The 17,846-nt window shown below is 71.0% G+C and carries 14 protein-coding genes and 3 pseudogenes; 6 read left to right on the plus strand and 11 right to left on the minus strand.

The annotated features are described in order from the left end of the window. Positions 1–34 precede the first annotated feature (34 nt). Genes ACFYWX_RS25795 through ACFYWX_RS25805 form a run of 3 tightly spaced genes read right to left on the minus strand, consistent with a single transcriptional unit; the run spans position 35 to position 5,630 of the window. Positions 35–1,474, minus strand: a complete 1,440-nt coding sequence (locus ACFYWX_RS25795) for an NAD-dependent succinate-semialdehyde dehydrogenase (RefSeq protein WP_389426460.1) — start codon at positions 1,472–1,474, stop codon at positions 35–37. Beyond that, positions 1,471–4,365 carry an FAD-binding and (Fe-S)-binding domain-containing protein gene (locus ACFYWX_RS25800; protein ID WP_389426461.1) on the minus strand — a complete coding sequence of 965 codons (2,895 nt, stop codon included), beginning with the start codon at positions 4,363–4,365 and terminating at the stop codon, positions 1,471–1,473. The genes ACFYWX_RS25795 and ACFYWX_RS25800 overlap by 4 nt, the downstream gene beginning before the upstream one ends. Continuing rightward, complete coding sequence (locus ACFYWX_RS25805; protein ID WP_389426548.1) at positions 4,362–5,630, minus strand: aspartate aminotransferase family protein; 1,269 nt, start codon at positions 5,628–5,630, stop codon at positions 4,362–4,364. The genes ACFYWX_RS25800 and ACFYWX_RS25805 overlap by 4 nt, the downstream gene beginning before the upstream one ends. A gap of 313 nt (positions 5,631–5,943) precedes the next feature. Between ACFYWX_RS25805 and ACFYWX_RS25810 the strand changes: the two genes are divergently transcribed. Together ACFYWX_RS25810 and ACFYWX_RS25815 are read left to right on the plus strand one after the other, a co-directional pair. After that, on the plus strand, positions 5,944–7,611 hold the full coding sequence (locus ACFYWX_RS25810) for a PucR family transcriptional regulator (protein ID WP_389426462.1): 1,668 nt from the start codon (positions 5,944–5,946) through the stop codon (positions 7,609–7,611). 169 nt (positions 7,612–7,780) lie between these two features. Beyond that, positions 7,781–8,701 (plus strand): sigma-70 family RNA polymerase sigma factor, encoded by a 921-nt coding sequence (locus tag ACFYWX_RS25815; RefSeq protein WP_389426463.1) that lies wholly within the window; start codon positions 7,781–7,783, stop codon positions 8,699–8,701. Here the strand turns inward: ACFYWX_RS25815 and ACFYWX_RS25820 are convergent. Continuing rightward, on the minus strand, positions 8,679–9,428 hold the full coding sequence (locus tag ACFYWX_RS25820) for an SDR family oxidoreductase (protein ID WP_389426464.1): 750 nt from the start codon (positions 9,426–9,428) through the stop codon (positions 8,679–8,681). The two genes, ACFYWX_RS25815 and ACFYWX_RS25820, sit on opposite strands and share 23 nt — an antisense overlap. Before the next feature lie 186 nt (positions 9,429–9,614). Here ACFYWX_RS25820 and ACFYWX_RS25825 point away from each other — a divergent pair. Next, a pseudogene (locus tag ACFYWX_RS25825) lies at positions 9,615–10,437 on the plus strand (NAD-dependent epimerase/dehydratase family protein); the annotation flags it as partial. Here the strand turns inward: ACFYWX_RS25825 and ACFYWX_RS25830 are convergent. Further along, positions 10,430–11,229: pseudogene (locus ACFYWX_RS25830) on the minus strand (sensor histidine kinase); the annotation flags it as partial. The pseudogenes ACFYWX_RS25825 and ACFYWX_RS25830 sit on opposite strands and share 8 nt — an antisense overlap. A gap of 234 nt (positions 11,230–11,463) precedes the next feature. Between ACFYWX_RS25830 and ACFYWX_RS25835 the strand changes: the two are divergent. Then, positions 11,464–11,769: pseudogene (locus ACFYWX_RS25835) on the plus strand (glycoside hydrolase family 43 protein); the annotation flags it as partial. A 35-nt stretch (positions 11,770–11,804) separates the two neighbouring features. After that, a complete protein-coding gene (locus tag ACFYWX_RS25840; RefSeq protein ID WP_389426465.1) occupies positions 11,805–11,987 on the plus strand; it encodes a hypothetical protein in 183 nt (60 codons plus the stop codon). Positions 11,988–11,998: 11 nt separating this feature from the next. Here ACFYWX_RS25840 and ACFYWX_RS25845 read toward each other — a convergent pair whose 3' ends face one another. From ACFYWX_RS25845 to ACFYWX_RS25860, 4 genes are all read right to left on the minus strand, one after another. Further along, positions 11,999–12,436 carry a GNAT family N-acetyltransferase gene (locus ACFYWX_RS25845; RefSeq protein WP_389426466.1) on the minus strand — a complete coding sequence of 146 codons (438 nt, stop codon included), beginning with the start codon at positions 12,434–12,436 and terminating at the stop codon, positions 11,999–12,001. Positions 12,437–12,564: 128 nt separating this feature from the next. Then, entirely contained in the window at positions 12,565–13,716 is a 1,152-nt protein-coding gene (locus ACFYWX_RS25850) for a PP2C family protein-serine/threonine phosphatase (RefSeq protein WP_389426467.1), read from the minus strand. 95 nt (positions 13,717–13,811) lie between these two features. Then, entirely contained in the window at positions 13,812–14,270 is a 459-nt protein-coding gene (locus tag ACFYWX_RS25855; RefSeq protein ID WP_389426468.1) for a Fur family transcriptional regulator, read from the minus strand. Continuing rightward, positions 14,245–14,766 (minus strand): ATP-binding protein, encoded by a 522-nt coding sequence (locus ACFYWX_RS25860; protein ID WP_389426469.1) that lies wholly within the window; start codon positions 14,764–14,766, stop codon positions 14,245–14,247. The genes ACFYWX_RS25855 and ACFYWX_RS25860 overlap by 26 nt, the downstream gene beginning before the upstream one ends. Positions 14,767–15,272: 506 nt before the next feature. On the opposite strand from ACFYWX_RS25860, the gene ACFYWX_RS25865 reads away from it, so the two are divergent. After that, on the plus strand, positions 15,273–16,046 hold the full coding sequence (locus tag ACFYWX_RS25865; RefSeq protein ID WP_389426470.1) for a CAP domain-containing protein: 774 nt from the start codon (positions 15,273–15,275) through the stop codon (positions 16,044–16,046). Positions 16,047–16,131: 85 nt separating this feature from the next. Here ACFYWX_RS25865 and ACFYWX_RS25870 read toward each other — a convergent pair whose 3' ends face one another. Further along, entirely contained in the window at positions 16,132–17,130 is a 999-nt protein-coding gene (locus tag ACFYWX_RS25870; protein ID WP_389426471.1) for a carboxylesterase family protein, read from the minus strand. A 1-nt stretch (position 17,131) separates the two neighbouring features. Beyond that, positions 17,132–17,842, minus strand: a complete 711-nt coding sequence (locus tag ACFYWX_RS25875; protein ID WP_389426549.1) for an SDR family NAD(P)-dependent oxidoreductase — start codon at positions 17,840–17,842, stop codon at positions 17,132–17,134. Positions 17,843–17,846 lie beyond the last annotated feature (4 nt).

Here is a 17,846-nt window from a genome sequence, read left to right on the forward strand (position 1 = left end):
CGCAAATTGACACAGCCCCGCCCCCTTGGGTGGGTCACCTGACCGGGATTGCCACGTACTGGTACTCCAGGAACTCCTCTATGCCGACCCGGCCGCCTTCCCTGCCCAGGCCTGACTGCTTGATCCCTCCGAAGGGGGCCGCCGGGTTGGACACCAGTCCCGTGTTGAGGCCGACCATGCCCACCTCCAGGCGTTCACTGACGCGCAGGGCACGGTCCAGGCCCTCGGTGAAGACGTAGCCGACGAGTCCCCACGGCGTGTCGTTGGCGCGGCGGACGACCTCGTCCTCGTCGTCGAAGGTGAGGATCGCCGCCACGGGGCCGAAGATCTCCGTGTCCATCAGGCGGCTGCCGGAGTCCACGTCGGTGAGCACGGTCGGCGGGTAGAAGCAGCCGGGCCCTTCCGGCGCACGGCCGCCGACCAGCACGCGGGCGCCGCGCTCCACCGCGTCGGCCACCAGTTCCTCGACCTTGGCCCGCCCCGCGGCGTCGATCAGCGGGCCGACGTCGACGCCGTCCCGGGTGCCGGGGCCCACGACGAGCGCCCCCATGCGGTCCGCGAGCCGCCGCCCGAACTCCTCCGCCACCGAGCGGTGGACGAAGAAGCGGTTCGCGGCCGTGCACGCCTCCCCCATGTTGCGCATCTTGGCGACCATCGCGCCGTCCACGGCCTTGTCCAGGTCGGCGTCCTCGAAGACGACGAACGGCGCGTTCCCGCCCAGCTCCATCGAGGTGCGGACGACCGCGTCCGCGCTCTGGGCCAGCAGCAGCCGCCCCACCTGCGTGGAGCCGGTGAAGGACAGCTTGCGAACACGCCCGCCGCGCAGGAGCGGTTCGCACACCTCCCCCGCACGGGAGGTGGTGACGACGTTGAGCACGCCGTCCGGCAGCCCGGCCTCCTTCAGGATCGCGGCGAGGGCCAGGCTGGAGAGGGGGGTCTGCGGAGCCGGCTTGAGGATCATCGTGCAGCCCGCCGCGATCGCCGGGCCGATCTTGCGGGTGCCCATGGCGAGGGGGAAGTTCCACGGGGTGATCAGCAGACAGGGACCGACCGGGCGGCGCGAGAGCAGCATGCGGTTGCGGCCGTCGGGCAGGACACCGCAGCCGCCGTCGATGCGTACGGCCTCCTCGGAGAACCAGCGGAAGAACTCCGCCGCGTACGCCACCTCTCCCCTGGCCTCGGCCAGCGGCTTGCCCATCTCGGACGTCATCAGGTGGGCGAGTTCGTCGGTGCGCTCCAGGATGAGCTCGTAGGCGCGCCGCAGGATCTCACTGCGCGCCCGCGGTGCCGTACGGGCCCACTCCTCCTGCGCCTGTACGGCCGCGTCCTCGGCGAGCCTGGCGTCCTTGGGGCCGGCGTCGGCGACATGGCACAGGAGCTCGCCGGTCGCGGGGTCGTCCACGGGCATGGTGGCGCCGTCCGCGGCGTCCACCCAAGCCCCGCCGATGAACAACTGCGTGGGTGTGTCGGTCATGAGGTCTCTCCTCGTTGATCGGCGGCGGGGTCGAGCAGTTCCGCGAGGTGCAGGGCGCGGATGCCTCGGTCACCCGCGAGGTGGTCGATCTGGGTGGCGCAGCTGAAGCCGTCGGCGACGACGACGGTCCGCCCCCCGTGAGGAAGTTCGTCGAGGCGGGGTTTCAGCGCCAGCTCCGCGACGGCCATCGAGGTGTCGTAGTGCTGCTCCTCGAAGCCGAAGTTCCCGGCGAGTCCGCAGCAGCCCTCGGCCTCGTCGACCTCGCGCACGCCGAGTCGGCGCAGGAGGTCGCGCGGGCGGCGGCCGGCGAAGGTGGCGTACTCGTGGCAGTGGGTCTGCAGCACGACGCTCGTCGGCAGATCAGGCGGCGTCCAGCCGGGCGCGGCAAGGTCGGTGAGGGCGCCGGTGAGGGTGTGGACGCGGGCCGCGACACGGTCGGCGGCGCGGGTGCCGAGCAGTTCGGGCACATCGCGCTTGAGTGCGGCGGCGCAGCTGGGCTCGGCGACGACGATGGGCCGGTCGTCGCCGTTGTCCAGGCGGGCGACCGTACGGGCCATGATCCTGCGCGCGACGGACAACTGGCCGGTGCTGACCCAGGTCAGGCCGCAGCACAGGTCGTCCTGTGCCGTGCAGGGGATTCCGGCGTCGGCGAGCACGCGGCTCGCGGCGCCCGCGACTTCGGGGCGGAAGGCGCGGGTGAAGCTGTCGACGAAGAGCAGTGCCTTCGACGGCCGGCTTGTCTTCGCCCCGCGCAGGACCTTTCGCAGGGCGCGCCGGGAGGCGAAGGCCGGGATCCTGCGCTTCGTGGTCACGCCTCCGAGCCGGGCGAGCACCGTGCCGAGCCGTCCGCGCAGCAGCGTGTTGAGGGGGCGGGCCGCGTATCCGGCGAGGGCGGAGGTCAGGGGCAGCCAGCCCAGCGAGTAGTGGGAGCGTGGCCGGAGCCTGCCCTTGTAGTGCTGGTGGAGGAACTCGGCCTTGTAGGTGGCCATGTCGACGCCGACCGGGCAGTCGCTGGAGCAGGCCTTGCAGGACAGGCACAGGTCCAGCGCGTCCTTGACCTCGGTCGAGCGCCAGCCCTCCTGGACGGTCCCGCCCCGCACCATCTCCTGGAGCAGACGGGCCCGGCCGCGGGTGGAGTCGTTCTCCTCCCCCGTGGCCCGGTAGCTGGGACACATCACGCCACCCGCGTCGCTGCGGCAGCGGCCGACGCCGACGCAGCGGCGCACGGCACCCGCGAAGCCGTCCTCGTCGTGAGGGAAGGAGAAGAGGGTCTCGACGGGCAGCACGTCGGAGGGCGTGTGTAGCGCCAGATCGGCGTCCAGGGGGGCCGGGTCGACGATGACGCCGGGGTTCAGGAGCCCCTGAGGGTCGAAGATCCGCTTGAAGGCGGCGAACGCCCGGATCAGCCGGTGGCTGTACATGGCCTCCAGCAGCTCACCGCGGGCCCGCCCGTCGCCGTGCTCGCCGGACAGCGTTCCGCCGTGCTCGACGACCAGGGCGGCCGCCTCCGCGAGGAACCGGCGGGCGGCGGCCCGGCCGGGGTCCGTGGCGAGGTCGAAGTCGATGCGCACGTGCACGCAGCCGGCGCCGAAGTGCCCGTAGAGCACACCGGTCAGGCCGTGCGTGGCCAGCAGCTTGCGGAAGTCCCGCAGGTAGGCGGCAAGGTTCTCGGGCGCGACGGCCGCGTCCTCCCAGCCGGGCCAGGACTCCCCGCCGTCGACGAGACGGGCGGCGAGCCCGGCCCCGTCCTCCCGGACGCGCCACAGCGAGCGCCGTTCGGCCGGGCTCTCCACGACCCGCCCGCCGGTCATCCGGCCCCGGGCCCTGAGCACGTCCAGCAGTTCGGCGGCGCGGGTGTTCACCGTGACCTGGTCGTCGCCGTCGAGCTCGACGTACAGCCAGGCGCGCCCCTCGGGCAGTCCGGTGACGGAGTCCGGTCCGCGGCGGGCGCGCATGGTGGCGACGATCGCCTCGTCCATGCCCTCCACGGCGGTGGGATGCCGGCGCAGGATCTCGGGGACGTCCTCGGCGGCGTCGACGACGTCGTCGTAGCCGAGGGTGAGCAGTGCCGAAGCCTGTGCGGTCGCCACCAGGCGGACCGTCGCGGCGGTGACGACCGCACAGGAGCCCTCGGTGCCGACCAGGGCGCGGGCCATGTCGAAGCCGTGCTCGGGCAGCAGGTGGTGCAACTGATAGCCGGAGACCTGGCGCGGGATGCGGCCCAGCTCGGTGCGGATCAGAGCGAGATCGCCGTCGATCAGACGCCGTACGTCCGCTTCGAGCCGTGCGACGCGCCGCACGGCGTCCGTGTCGTTCGGGTCGGCGGCGCGCAGCCCGACGTGGTCGGCGACGGCCCGCACGCCGTCGGCCGTCACGATCTCGAGGGCCTCGATGTGGGCGCTCGTGCGTCCGTGCCGCACCGAGCGGTTGCCGCAGGCGTCGTTGCCGATCATCCCGCCCAGGGTGCAGCGGCTGTGCGAGGACGGGTCGGGGCCGAAGGTCAGGCCGTGCGGAGCGGTCGCGCCGCGCAGCGCGTCAAGGATCACGCCCGCCTCGACGCGCGCGGTACGGGACTGCAGGTCGATGTCCAGGATCCGGTTCATGTACCGGGAGAAGTCCAGGACGACACCCGGCCCGATCGCGTTGCCGGCCATGCTGGTGCCGCCGCCACGCGCGGTGATCGCAACGCCCGCCTCCCGGCAGGCCCGCAGCACCTCGACCACGTCGTCGGCGGTACGGGGGAAGACCACGGCGAGCGGCGGCACACGGTAGTTGGAGGCGTCGTAGGCGTAGAAGCCGGTGGCTCCCGGGCCGGTCTCCACGCGCAGACCGGGAGCGGTGTCGGCGAGCCGCGCGACCAGGGGCTCCAGGGGCGCGGTCGCGCCTGTCATCGGTTCGACGCCCCTGATGTGCCGACTTCCACCGCGGTTGCCCACGTCTGGAGGCCCTCGTCCACCGCCGTCTCGTCGATGACGAGCGCCGGGATCATGCGCACGACCTGGTTCCAGGCCCCGCACAGCAGCAGGAGCAGCCCCTCGTCGACGGCGGCGCGCTGCACGCGGGCAGCGGTGTCGGGGTCGGGGCTTCCGTCCTCGGTGACGAACTCGGAGGCCAGCATCAGCCCCAGGCCGCGTACGTCCCCGATGCCCGGCGTACGGTCGGCCACCGCCTCGAGGCCCTGGCGCAGGCGGGCGCCCATGGCCTCGGCGTTCTCGACGAGCTTCTCGTCGCGTACGACGTCGAGCGTGGCGCAGGCCGCGGCGCAGGCGACGGCGTTGGCGCCGTATGTCCCGCCCTGCGAGCCCGCCCACGCCTTGCTCATCAGCTCCTCGGAGGCCGCGATGCCGGACAGCGGGAAGCCGCTGGCCAGCCCCTTAGCGGTGACCAGGATGTCGGGGGTGACGCCGAAGTGGTCGTGTCCCCAGAACCGGCCGGTACGGCCCACGCCGGTCTGTACCTCGTCGAGGATCAGCAGGAATCCGTGCCGGTCCGCCCGCTCGCGCAGCCCTTCCAGGAAGGCGCGGGTGGCGGGCACGTACCCGCCCTCGCCGAGCACCGGCTCGACGATGACCGCGGCCGTGTCGGCGGGAGAGGAGATCGTCTGGAGCGTGTAGTCCAGCTCCTGGAGGGCGAAGCGGGTCGCGGCCTCCTCGTCCCACCCGTAGCGGTAGGCCGACGGGAAGGGGGTGACGACGACGCCGCTCATCAGCGGGGAGAAGCCGGAGCGGAAGCGGGTGCCGGAGGTGGTCATGGAGGCGGCGGCGACGGTACGGCCGTGGAAACCGCCGTGGCAGACGAGGACGTTCGGCCGGCCGGTGGCCTGGCGGGCCAGCCGCAGTGCCGCCTCCACGGCCTCACTGCCGGAGTTGGTGAAGAACAGGCTGTCCAGGCCGGTGGGCAGCACCTCGCCGAGCTTGTCGACCAGGCGCCGCAGCGGCTGGTGCATGACCGTCGTGTACTGGCCGTGGACGAGGGTGCCGACCTGTTCCTGCGCGGCGGCCACGACCTTGGGGTGGCAGTGGCCGGTGCTGGTGACACCGATACCGGCGGTGAAGTCGAGGTAGCGGCGGCCGTCCTCGCCGTAGAGGTGGACGCCTTCGCCCCGGGTCGCCACTACGGGGGTGGCCTGGCGAAGGTGCGGCGACAGTGCGGTCATGTTCGTCTCCCGGCCGTATGTCGTGGTCTGCGTGACCTGCGCGGTCTGCATGGCGTGCGTGGTCTGCATGCGGGCGTGGTCTGCATGCGGGCGTGGTCTGCATGGCTTGCGTGGTCTGCTCCGGCATCCCGAGCATCTCGGCCACCGAGGGGAGCGACAACACGTGATGTGTCCAGCGCGGACGCCGTGTTCGGACGTTGTGTCAACCACGGGCCGGACATACGGTGCCCACTGCCCCGGCCGCCAGGGTGGAAGGGCCTCTTGCGCAGGTCAGCCGGGCTTGTCACAGTGACCGGGCAGCTAGGGAGACACCGTGACCGAGAACCATCAGACGGCGCCGGCGCCGGAGGGGGACGACGGTGACGGCGCCGCGCCCGGCCGTGCCCTCACCGTCGCCGACGTCCTGGCCCTGCCCGTCCTGGCCGCCGGACAGCCACAGGTCGTCACCGGGGTGACCGGGCTCGACCAGCCGGTCCGCTGGGTCCACATCACCGAGCTGACCGACCCGGCCTCCTTCCTCAAGGGCGGCGAGCTGGTCCTGACGACCGGCATGCCACTGCCGGACGACGCGGCGGGCATCCGCCGCTACGTCGACGAGCTCGCCGATGTCGGCGCGGCGGCCCTGGTCATCGAACTGGTCCGCCGCTACCACCGGCCGCCCGACGCTCTCGTCCACGCCTGCCAGGCCCGTGGCCTCCCCCTCGTCACCCTGGCCGAGGACGTCAACTTCCTTGAGGTCACCCAGGTCGTCCACGCCCTCATCCTGGGGAACCAGGCGGAGGTGATGCGCCGGACCCAGCGCATCCACGAGGCGTTCACCGCCCTGACGCTGCGCGGCGCCGGACCCGAGGACGTCGTACGCGCCGCCGCGGAGATGAGCGGCCGCACGATCGTCCTGGAGAACCTGGTCCACCAGGCGGTGGTCTGCGAACCCTCCGGCGACACGGTCGAGACGGCGCTCACCGACTGGGAACAGCGCTCCCGAGCGACTCCGCCCGCCCACCGCACGGCCGTCTCCGGCCCCGAGGTTTGGCTCGTGGCACCGGTGGAGTACCAGGGCGAACGCTGGGGCCGGGTGGCCATGCTCCCCGCTCGGCCCGGCCCGACCACTCCTCCCCCGGCCTTCGGCCCCGAGGACGTCACGGTCCTGGAGAGAACCGCGATGGCCCTCACCATCGCCCGCCTCATCCACCCCACCCCGTGGGAGCGCACCGCCCACCGCAACGTCCTGCGCGACCTCGTCGAACAGCGCCACCGCTCCCCCGCGGACGCCGACGCCCGAGTGGCCGCGCTGGGCCTGCCGACGAAAGACTCCCGCTTCATCGCCGTACTGACCGTCGCACCTCACGAGGGCGACACGACGAAGGCCGAAGCCCTCCTCTCCGAGGACCTCAGGAGCAGGGGGACGCAGGCCCTCATCGGCCTCCTCGCCCCGACCCGCCTCGGCATCCTCCTGTCCCTGCGCCCGGACCAGCCGTGGCGGCCCGTGGTCGAGCACCTGAGCCGCACCACGCTGGACCTGGTGCCGGGGGCGACGGTGAGCGTCGGCGGCATGACCACGGATCTCCCAGGCGTCGCCCGCTCCTTCCGCGAGGCGATCCGGGTCGCCGAAGCGACCGAACCGGGCCGACCGCTCCCCGCGGGACGCTCCTACCACGAGCGGTCCGACATCGGCCTGCGCCACCTCCTCTTCGCACTCCGCGAGGACACCCGGGTCCAGGACTACGCCGAACGGCAGCTCGGCCGACTCGTCGACCACGACACCAGCCACGGCACCGACCTGCTGACCACCCTGCGCCACTACCTGGACGCCGCCGGCAACAAGACGGTCGCCGCCCGCCACGGCGGCCTCTCCCGGGAAACCGTCTACCAACGCCTGCGCACCATCGAGCGCCTCCTCGACTGCGACCTCGAATCCGGCGAACAACGCACCGAACTCCACGTGGCACTCACGGCGCTCGACGTCCTGAGGGGCCGTTGAACCGGCCTTCGACGTGCCCTGCGCAGGCGACCCGAACAAGGTCAGTGCCGACCGCGCCCACGGACGCACCACGGCCGCCATAAGATCCAACGAGCGGGCCGTCCTCGCGTCGTAGGTGCGCCCGTCCGAGGGCACGACACGACGGTTGAGCTGCGGAGGCATCGGCAACATGGACGAGCGACGGCCGCTGACCGACGACTCGCTGGACGAGGAGGCAGAGGGGTTCCAGCGGCTGCGTCCACGGCTGTTCGGTATCGCCTACCGCGTCCTGGGCAGTGTGTCCGAGGCCGAGGACGTGGTGCAGGACGTGTGGGTGAAATGGCAGGGCGCCGACCGGGGCGCGGTGCTGGATCCCGGGGCGTTCCTTGCGAAGATCACCACGCGGCTGGCGATCAACGTGGCTGAGTCGGCGCGGGTGCGCCGTGAGGCGTACGTGGGGCCGTGGCTGCCGGAGCCCGTGGACACCAGTGTGGATCCGCAGGTGGGTGCGGAGCGCGGCGAGGCGCTGGAGGTGGCCGTGCTGCTGGTGCTTCAGAAGCTGAATCCGGTGGAGCGTGCGTCCTACGTGCTGCGGGAGGCGTTCGACTATCCGTACGACGAGATCGCGGGCATGCTCCGGCTGAGCCAGGCCAACACGCGCCAGATCGTCAGCCGGGCCCGCAAGCGGCTGTCGGCCGAGCGCCGTGAACCCGTCGACACGGCACAGCACCGGCGGCTGCTCGAAGCCTTCGTCGCGGCCGCGCAGCACGGTGACGTCGCCGCGCTCGAGAGCGTGCTGTCGGCCGACGTCGTCGCCTACGCGGACGGCAACGGCATGCGCGGTGTGGCGCGGCTGGAGGTGGTGGGGGCCGAGCGCGTGGCCAGGATCAGCGCCTTCGCCCGGAAGTTCTTCCCCGGGGCCGACTACGGCGTGGTCGAGGCCAACGGCCGGCCCAGCCTGCTGCTCGTCAAGGACGGCGTCACCGTTGCCTTGGTGAGCGTCACCGTGGGACCGGACGGTATAGACGGGCTCTACTGGGTCCTGGCACCCGACAAGCTGAAGGCGTACGCGCAGTCGGCGCGCAGGCTCACCGGCCGGCGTTCTGCTTGAGCCAGTCCTCGTAGCGGGTGGATGCGATGTGCACGGTGTCGTCGCCGATGAGAACCCCGTCAGGCATGCCTGCGAACAGGCCGGCGGCCTCGTCGGTGACGACGGTACGGCCGTCCGGCTTCGCCGCCAGGGTGATCTCACCGAGCCGGTCGAGCGGGTGGACCTCGGGGCCCGCGATGTCGCGCACGCCGTACGACGGTTCGCCCTGAGCCGCCTCGGCGACGGCCGCGGCGACATCGGCGGAGGCGATCGGACGCAGCCGCGTGGAAGGCAGGTGCACTTCCCCACCCTGGGTGGACATGCCCATCACCGGAGCGATGAACTCGAAGAACTGGGCGGCGCGCACGATGCTGTAGGGGACGCCGCCGCTGCGCGCCGCTTCCTCCTGGGCGACCTTGGCCCGGTAGTAACCGGAGTCGGGCACCTGGTCGACGCCGACGATGGAGAGCGTGACGTGGTGGCGGACACCCGCGGCCTTCTCAGCCTCGATCAGGCGCTGCGCCGAGCGGGTGAAGAAGTCCAGCGCCGCCTCGGTCTCGAAGGACGGGGAGTTCGACACGTCCACGACCACGTCCGCGCCCTTGAGAGCCTGTGCCAGGCCCTGGCCGGTGAGGGTGTCGACGCCCGTGGAGGGAGCGGCCGCCACGGCCTCGTGTCCCCTGTCGCGCACCAGGGCGACCACCTGCGAGCCGATCAGCCCCGTACCGCCGACGACCACGATCTTCATGACTGTCTCCGTTCGTTGATTCACTTCCCGACGGACCGGCGACGCCCCGCCGGACCCGGTGCGTCAAGACGCACACCTGATAAGACAGGGCAGCAGCGACATCTGTGACAGCGGGCGCCTTACGGAGTCGTGACGTGGTGGGCGCGACCCGGTGATGCGGCCGGTGCGCCGCCCCAACGTGGGCGCATGCGTGTACTGGTCACCGGCGGTGCCGGGTTCATCGGGTCCCATGTCGTCGAGGCGTTGCAGACGCGTGGGCACGACCCCGTGGTCTTCGACGTGCACGCCGACCCGGACGCGGACGTGCGGGACCGGGAGGCCATGGCCCGCGCCCTGTCCGGTGTGGACGCGGTGTGCCATCAGGCGGCGATGGTCGGGCTGGGTACCGGATTCGCCGATGCGGCGGAGTACGTCTCCCGTAACGACCTCGGCACCGCCGTACTGCTCACGGCCATGGCGGAGAAGGGCGTCCGACGGCTGGTGCCGGCCGGATCGATGGTCGTCTACGGGGAGGGGCGGTACACCTGCGAGCGACACGGGGTGGTGCGGCCAGGGCCTCGGGCCGTCGCCGACCTGGCGGCCGGGCGTTTCGAGCCGCGGTGCCCGGGGTGCGCGCAGGAGCGGTCGCCGGGGCTGCTCGCCGAGGACGCTCCGGCCGATCCGCGGAACGTGTACGCCACCACCAAGCTCGCCCAGGAGCATCTGGCCGCGGCGTGGGCGCGGTCGACGGGCGGGACGACGGTGTCGTTGCGCTACCACAACGTGTACGGGCCCGGCATGCCCCGGGACACTCCGTACGCCGGGGTCGCCTCCTTGTTCCGTTCGGCGATCGCCCGGGGTGAGGCCCCGCGCGTGTTCGAGGACGGCCGGCAGCGGCGGGACTTAGTGCACGTGCGGGACGTGGCGACGGCCAATGCGACGGCGCTGGAGGCGGACGCGGCCGTGGGCGCGCTCACCGCGTACAACACCGGCAGCGGCGAGCCGCACACCGTCAAAGAGACGGGCGAGCGTTCGGCGGCCACCATGACGGTGCCGTCGGCGGGGGTGCGCCGGATCGCGTTGACGAGGAGGTTGCCGAGCACGCGGCTCATCTCCTTGCCGTCCACCCGCACCGGCAGGGGCTCGACGCGGTCCCCGACGAGTCGCACCCCGTGTTCGTGGGCCAGCGGGTACACCCCGGAGAGGGCGTCGCCGACCAGGTCGTAGACGGACATCCGGAAGGGCGACAGAGCCAGGGTGCCGACGTGGATGCGGGAGAGTTCGAAGAGGTCGCCGACCATGTCGTTGAGACGTTCGACCTCGGTGCGGATCTGGCGCAGGTAGCGGCCGGGGTCGGTGGCGACGCCGTCCTCCAGCGCCTCGGACATCGCGCGCAGGCCCGCGAGCGGGGTGCGCAGATCGTGCGAGATCCAGGCGACGAGTTCACAGCGGGAGGACCCCAGGGCGCGTTCGCGCTCCCGGGACTCGGCGAGCTTGGTGCTGGTGGCCTCCAGTTCGCGGCTGAGCGCGGCGAGTTCGGCGGTGGCCGGACCGTCGGGCGCCGTGAAGGCGCCGCCGTCGCCGAAGGAACGTGCGGCGAGGGCGAGTTCGCGGCTGCGGGCGGCAACCCAGCGGCCGAGCAGCACTGCGGTGGCCAAGGAGACGACGGCCGCCATCGCGACCACCGTCGTGACCACGGTCAGGTCATGGGCGGACAGGAACACGCCTGTGGCGCCGCCAGTGTGCCCGCGAGCATCGCGGTCACGGCGACGGCCCTGCGACGGACCGGCGCCGCACTCCTTGGGACTCCGGCACGTATCACGGCACGTTCCCCCCTCGAGGCTCCCCTGCGCGCCCCGACACCCGACCTCCACGGCGCTTCCGTACATGTCGGCTTCGCCCTGCCCCGGCGTGTCCTACCAAGGCCGAGTACGCCCAGCGCCTCCCCCGGCCTCCGCCTCGCCCTGCTTCTGAAGCACTTGCTGCTGACCGGCTGGTGACGGGGGCCCGGGCCTGCTGGTGCAGAGGGTGGCTCCCGGGACTCGGCCGGACCCGTCGGGTACTCGCCCGTATCGGCCCACTGCACACCGTCGTAGCGTCTCACGCGGTGGCTCGCGGGCCCGTGGTGCTCAGAATCGAGGTGGCTCCCGTACAGCAACTGAACGACGCGCGTACCGGCCCCGACACCCTCTCCCTCGGCGTCGAGGAACCGGACGGAACGTTCGTCGAACTCGCCACACTCGACGGCCGTTATCTGTCCACCGAGGTGGCCGGCGGCTTCACCGGCCGGGTCATAGGGATGTACGCCTCAGTCGGCACCGTCCACTTCGACTGGTTCGACTACGAGCCGCTCGACCACTGAACAGCCTCCCCTGCCTCATCTACGCTGTTACCCCTATGAAACAGCTGCCTGAGAGCGTGGACCGAGCCATCCTGGAACACCGGACCATCTTCGCGATCAACGCGATCCGAGAGGCTTCGGGCTGCACGGTGCACGAGGCAGTCGACGTCTTCGTGCAGCGGTACGAGGAACTCCGTCGCGACCGGCCCGACGACTTCCATGTGAGCCCGGAGGAGTAGGGCCGGGGCTTCTATTCCTGCGCGGCCCACTCTTCCTGGAGCAAGCCGAACAGCACGCTGTCATACCACTCGGCGCCCACCCGGACACTGGCGCGTCGGCGCCCCTCCTCGACAAAACCGGCCCGACGGAACGCGCGGATCGCGCGTTCGTTGCCGCTCCATGTCTCCAGTTCGACCCGCCGCAGCCGACACGCCCCAAACAGGTGTCCCAAGAGCAGCCGCAGTGCCTCGGAGCCATATCCGCCGCCCCACCGGTCCTGCTCACCGATGACGATCCCGACCGTCGCCTGCCCCGCAAACGGGTCCAGCCCACGGTAGTCGGCCATGCCGATCGGGCACCCGTCGGCCAGGTCCTCCACGGTGAACGTCGCCTCGCTGCGGGGGTCCTGGCGAAGCCGAGCATCAAGCCGCCCAGCGCACCACCTCCGGGTCGTTACGCCAGCGCACATGGGCGTCCAGGTCCTCGGCGCGCGCGGCACGCAGCCGCACCAACTCACCTTCGATCATGCGGTGATCATAAGGACCCTCAAGCGGCGCTGCTGACAAGCCCCACACCGACGTCACCGACGGGCCGCGGTCAGCTCGGGCCTGGGCGCGCATCATGCCGAGAACCAGACTCGTGCTCCCGAATCCAGGTGGGTCGGCAACGCACGGCGAGGGCCGCGATGTCGTCGTCGAGCCTTCCGCCGCCGTAGCGGAGCAGGTCCCCGTGAAGCCTGTCCAGCAGCTCACGGGGCGGCGCCGGGCTGTGCTCCCGCATCCAGTCCGGCAGCGGGAAGAACTCGCCGTTGCGGTCCCGGGTCTCCGATACGCCGTCGGTGTAGAGCAGCATCTGATCGCCCGGCGCGAAGGCGACGGTGTCCACGTAGTAGTGGTCTCCGAGGAGCGCCGCGAGATTGAGGGGTGTCGAGGGAAGGACGGGCTCCAGAACGTGGATCTCCTCGCGCCGCACAAGCACGGGTGGCGGGTGCCCGCAGTTGAGAATTCTGACGTGCCCGCTGCCGTACGGGATCTCCGCGATCAGAGCGGTGGCGAAGTGCTCCGACTGATCATCGGCGGGAATCGCGGCGCTGTAGCGGGCGATGGTGGTCTGCAGGCGATGGATGATGCCCCTCAGGTCGGGCTGGTCGTACGCGTTCTCCCTGAAGCAGTTGATCACCGCCGAGGCCGCCCCCACCGCCGTCAGGCCCTTTCCGCGCACGTCGCCGATGAGCAGTCGGACCCCGTACGGCGTGTCGGCCGCCTCGTAGAAGTCGCCTCCGATCCGGGCCTGCTCTTGGGCCGCCACATACAGCGACTCGATGTCGACGTCCTGGATGCGGTGCGGCAGCGGTCGCAGCAGCACCTTCTGGGCTGCGTCGGCTACGAGCCGGACCTGGAAGAGCGTCTCCTCTCGCTGGAGTCGGAGATGGCTCGCATATGCGGCCGCCAAGGTGACCGCAATGATCGCGGCAGCTGTGTACGGCGTCCCGAGATCGGAGTAGACGAAGCTGAGGCCGATCATGATCAGCAGGCAGAACGTCCCCAGCAGAACTGTCGGGAGCACGGGCCACAACGCGGCGGCGAGGGCGGGCGCCGCGGGCAGGAGGCGGCTGAAGGCGATCTCCCTCGGAGTGGAGAACGCCAGGCCGGCGATGAGGACGGTGACGATCACCGGGGACAGCAGTACGGCTTCATGCTGGCCACCGTATGGACGGTGGCGGCGCCGGTGCCGTCCTGGCCTGATCACACCAAGGATCATATCGGCATGAAGCGGGCATCAATCCGCGACAGCGCGGGCACTCATGTCCCGCGATCAGCCGCTTGCACGAGGGCTCGGTTCTGTCACGACTCCGAAGTCGCGGCACGGCAGTCGGGGCACAGACCCCAGAACGTCACTACGGCCTCCTGCGTGTCGTACTCCTCCGGCAACTGCGGCTCCATGCAGGGAGCCGTACCCACCGTGCACTCCACGTCGCGGATGGCACCGCAGCCGCGGCACACGAAGTGGTGGTGGTTGTCGTGGCGCTCGGTCTCGTAGCGGGCCGGGTGACCTGGGATCTGAGTGCATCGAACCAGACCGGCGTCCGTCAGGGCGTGCAGCACGTTGTAGGTGGCCTGCAGAGACAGGTGACCGGTGACCCGCTGGGCGCGCTCACGCAGGGTGTCGGCATCGAGGTGGCCGGACGAGTCGGAGACGGCCACCAGCACGGCCATGCGCGGAGCAGTCACTCGCATACGCGCCGTACGCAGCTGCGCCGCGGCCAGCGCCATGGGTTCATCGACCGTGGTAGCGGTTGTCACGCTGCCTCCTCCTTCCCTTCGCCCCGAGATCAGGTGTGTACGCGGCTTCCGGAAGCTCGAACCACACGCTCTTGCCCTCCGGCCCGTACTCGCAGCCCCACCGTGCCGCCAGCATGTCCACAAGTGCGAGGCCCCGGCCGTTCTCGTCCTCCGGGCCCGCATCGGCCGGGCGGGGAGGTTCCGAGGTGCCGTCGCTGACCAGGCAGCGCAGATCGGACACCCGCTCGAGGGTGAGGCGCAGCGGGCCGGAGGCATGACGCAGTGCGTTGCTCACCAGTTCGCTGACCAGCAACTCGGCGGTCGGAACGAGGTCGCCCAGGCCCCAGTGGGGCAGCACGTCACGTATGACGGTCCTCGCCAGGGCGCACGCGGTCGGCGACCACGGCAAGGACCAGGGGCCACCCACGAACGACTCCACGCAGGTCCCGGCCTGCGCACCGGGCGCGTCGGCGATGGTTCCTCCCGGCCGGGGCTTCCGGGGAACTGTGCGATCCATCAAGGCGTGCTTTCAGGGAGGCTGCAATTTCCCTTACGACCCTACGCCTTTTCTGGAGTCGGTCAAGTCTCTGGAGAGAGTCGCATTCCATGATTCACGTCAGGTGTGGTGAATCGCAGCACCGCGGCGTGACATCCGCCACATCAACAACGGGAACTAAGGGCGCCGCATAGTAGATTCCGCTCTTGCGACATATAGGAATTGTCCGGCTTGGCGTAGCCGCATATCGAGCCGGGGTTGGCGACATTCCGCCAGATCGACATTTTCACCTTTCTTTTGTATCGCTACGGCTTCTGACGAAGCGACAGATCCGCACGCGACTGAAGAGGCCTGACCAGCACTGCAACCACGCCCATGGCAAGGGCCGCCCAACACTACGAAGCAAGGTAGTACGAAGGCCCGTTGCATCGCCTGGTGAACCCGTCCTAACAATGACGACCCGCAGAGCGTCTCCGCAGTGCCAGCCATACACAAAGGCGCTCGGCGATCACCGAGTGAGGTCACGCATGGGAAAGCATGCCAAGAAGAGGCACCGTCGAATAGTCATCGCTGTTGTCGCCATAGGGACCGTGGGCGTGCCGTCCGTCGCCATGGCCTGTACCGACTGGCAGGACAGCGGAAGAGATCAATTGCACAGCGCCGAAAAGACCCGGGCCAAGGATTGGAGTCACCACGCCGACCGGGGTCGCGACTGGAGAGGAGCCTGGGGTCCCGACGGGAAAGGCGGGGAGGAAAGCAAGCCCACTCCGACGGCATCGAAGACTCCGACCGCTGCCGCGAACACTCCGAAGGCCACTGCGCCGAAGCCCAAGAGCGCCGCGCCCTCCAGCAGTGCGAAGGCCACCGCCTCGGCCTCTGCGCGCCCTACGCCGCCAAGCACCCCGAAGGCCACCGCCACGGCGACCGGGACCGCCGCTCGCGTCGTGCAACTCGTCAACGCCGAGCGCGCCAAGGCCGGTTGCTCGGCCGTAACCGTGAACGCGACCCTGACCAAGGCCGCACAGGCACACAGTGCGGACATGGCGGCCCACCGGAACATGTCGCACACCGGGTCCGACGGGTCGTCCCCCGGTGACCGCATCACGCGGGCCGGCTACATCTGGAGCACCTACGGCGAGAACGTCGCCTACGGTTACGCCACTCCCGAGCAGGTCATGGCGGGCTGGATGTCCAGCCCCGGCCACAAGGCCAACATTCTCAACTGTGCGTTCAAGGAGATCGGCGTCGGTCTCGCTCAGCCCAACGACTACTGGACCCAGGACTTCGGAACTGCCCGGTAAGAGGCCGGGCCTGGCTGTGGCTGGGACCGCGGTGCCGCTGCGCGTCGCCTGAGCGGCTTCCGGGAAGCCGCTCAGGCGGTCGGCGTCAGGCGGTCAGCAGGGGCATCGCCTCGAAGGTGTGGGCCTGCCACAGGCGGCGCGAGGTCTCCTCGGGGTACGCGGAGACGGACGGCGTCGTGTCGAAGATCCGGGTCGGGCGCTGCTCGGTGTCGTACGCGGGCCAGCCCGGGTCGCCCGAGGTGGCGAAGGACGTCCAGGCCGTGCGGATCTGGGACGTCAGCCGGCGGGCTTCGGCCTCGTGCTCGGGGCCGATGGCTACCGGGCCCAGGTGGGCGCCGTAGGTGCCGAAGAGGAGCGGACCGTCCAGGCCGTGGCAGGCGCGCAGCAGCCCGCCCTTGCCCGGGGACTGCCAGGCCAGCTCGTACAGGTACGCCTTCCCTCCGCCGGCGACTTGCGCCTCGGCCAGGTGCAGGGCGGCGAGCAGGGTCAGCACGGCGCCGCCGCCCGCGGACTGACCGGCGATCGTGACCTTGTCCGGGTCGCCGCCGAACCCGGCGATGTTGTCCCGGACCCACTCCAGGGCGGCGATCCAGTCCAGTACGCCACGGTTGTCCGGGGCGCCGTCGAGGTGCAGGAAGCCCTCGATGCCGAGCCGGTAGCCGACGGAGACCACAACCACGCCGTCCCGGTTGAAGGCGGACCCGTCGTACCAGGGGCTCGCCGCGGACCCGGCGACGTACCCACCGCCTTGGATCCAGACGAGCACCGGCAGGAGTGTCTCGGGGGCGGTGTCCGGGGTGAAGACGTTGAGGTTGAGTACCCCCTCGCCGGGGACGGTGGGTTCCGGAACGGTCGTGATCTCGGTGATGGGACGGCGCTGGGCCGTCGGTCCGTACGCGGTCGCGTCGAGCGGCTCGGTCCACGGCTCGGGCGGCAGGGGCGCGGCGAACCGCAGCTCGCCGACGGGCGGCCGGGCGTACGGGATGCCGAGGAAGCGCAGGCTGCCGTCGGCTCGACGCTCGCCGCGGACCGGTCCGTGGGCGGTGGTGGCCTGGGGATTCGTCGTGCACCTGGAGTTGCCCATGTCAGACGGCGGCCCAGCCGTCGTCGACGGGGAGGACGGCTCCGTTGACGAAGGAGGCGGCGTCGGAGGCAAGGAACACGATGGCGGCGGCCTGTTCCTCCGCCGATCCTCGTCGGCCGATGGTGGCGCCGATCAACTGGCCTACGACGGCGGGGCCGTGGGCCTCCTGACGGGCGTCCACCCGGACGTTGGTCGCGGTGGGACCGGGGGCGACGGCGTTGGCGCGGATGCCCTGCCCCCGGTACATGACGGCCAGGTTCTTCACCAGGCCGACGATGCCGTGCTTGGAGGCGGTGTAGGCGGCGCCCGCCGCGCTGCCGCGCAGGCCGGCCTCGGAGGCGGTGAAGACGATCGAGCCGCGTCCCGCGTCGAGCATGTGCGGCAGGACCGCACGGGTCAGCAGGAACGGCGCCGTCAGGTTGATCCGGACGACCCGCTCCCACTCGGCGTCGTCGGTCTCGCCGAGCGCGGACATGCGGTCCATGATCCCGGCGTTGTTCACCAGGACGTCCAGGCGGCCGAAGGCATCGACGGCCCGCTCGACGACTTCGTCCACCACCTGCTGGTCGCTCAGGTCACCGACGACCCCGAGGGCGACTCCCCCGGCCGCTTCGATCTCCTTGACGGTCTCCTCGGCGCCCGCCCGGTCGAGATCCGTGACCAGAACCCTCGCGCCTTCCTGCGCGAACTTCAGGGCCGTGGCCCTGCCGATGCCG

This window comes from Streptomyces sp. NPDC002888 (assembly GCF_042888465.1).
In the GTDB taxonomy this organism is placed as follows: Bacteria; Actinomycetota; Actinomycetes; order Streptomycetales; family Streptomycetaceae; genus Streptomyces.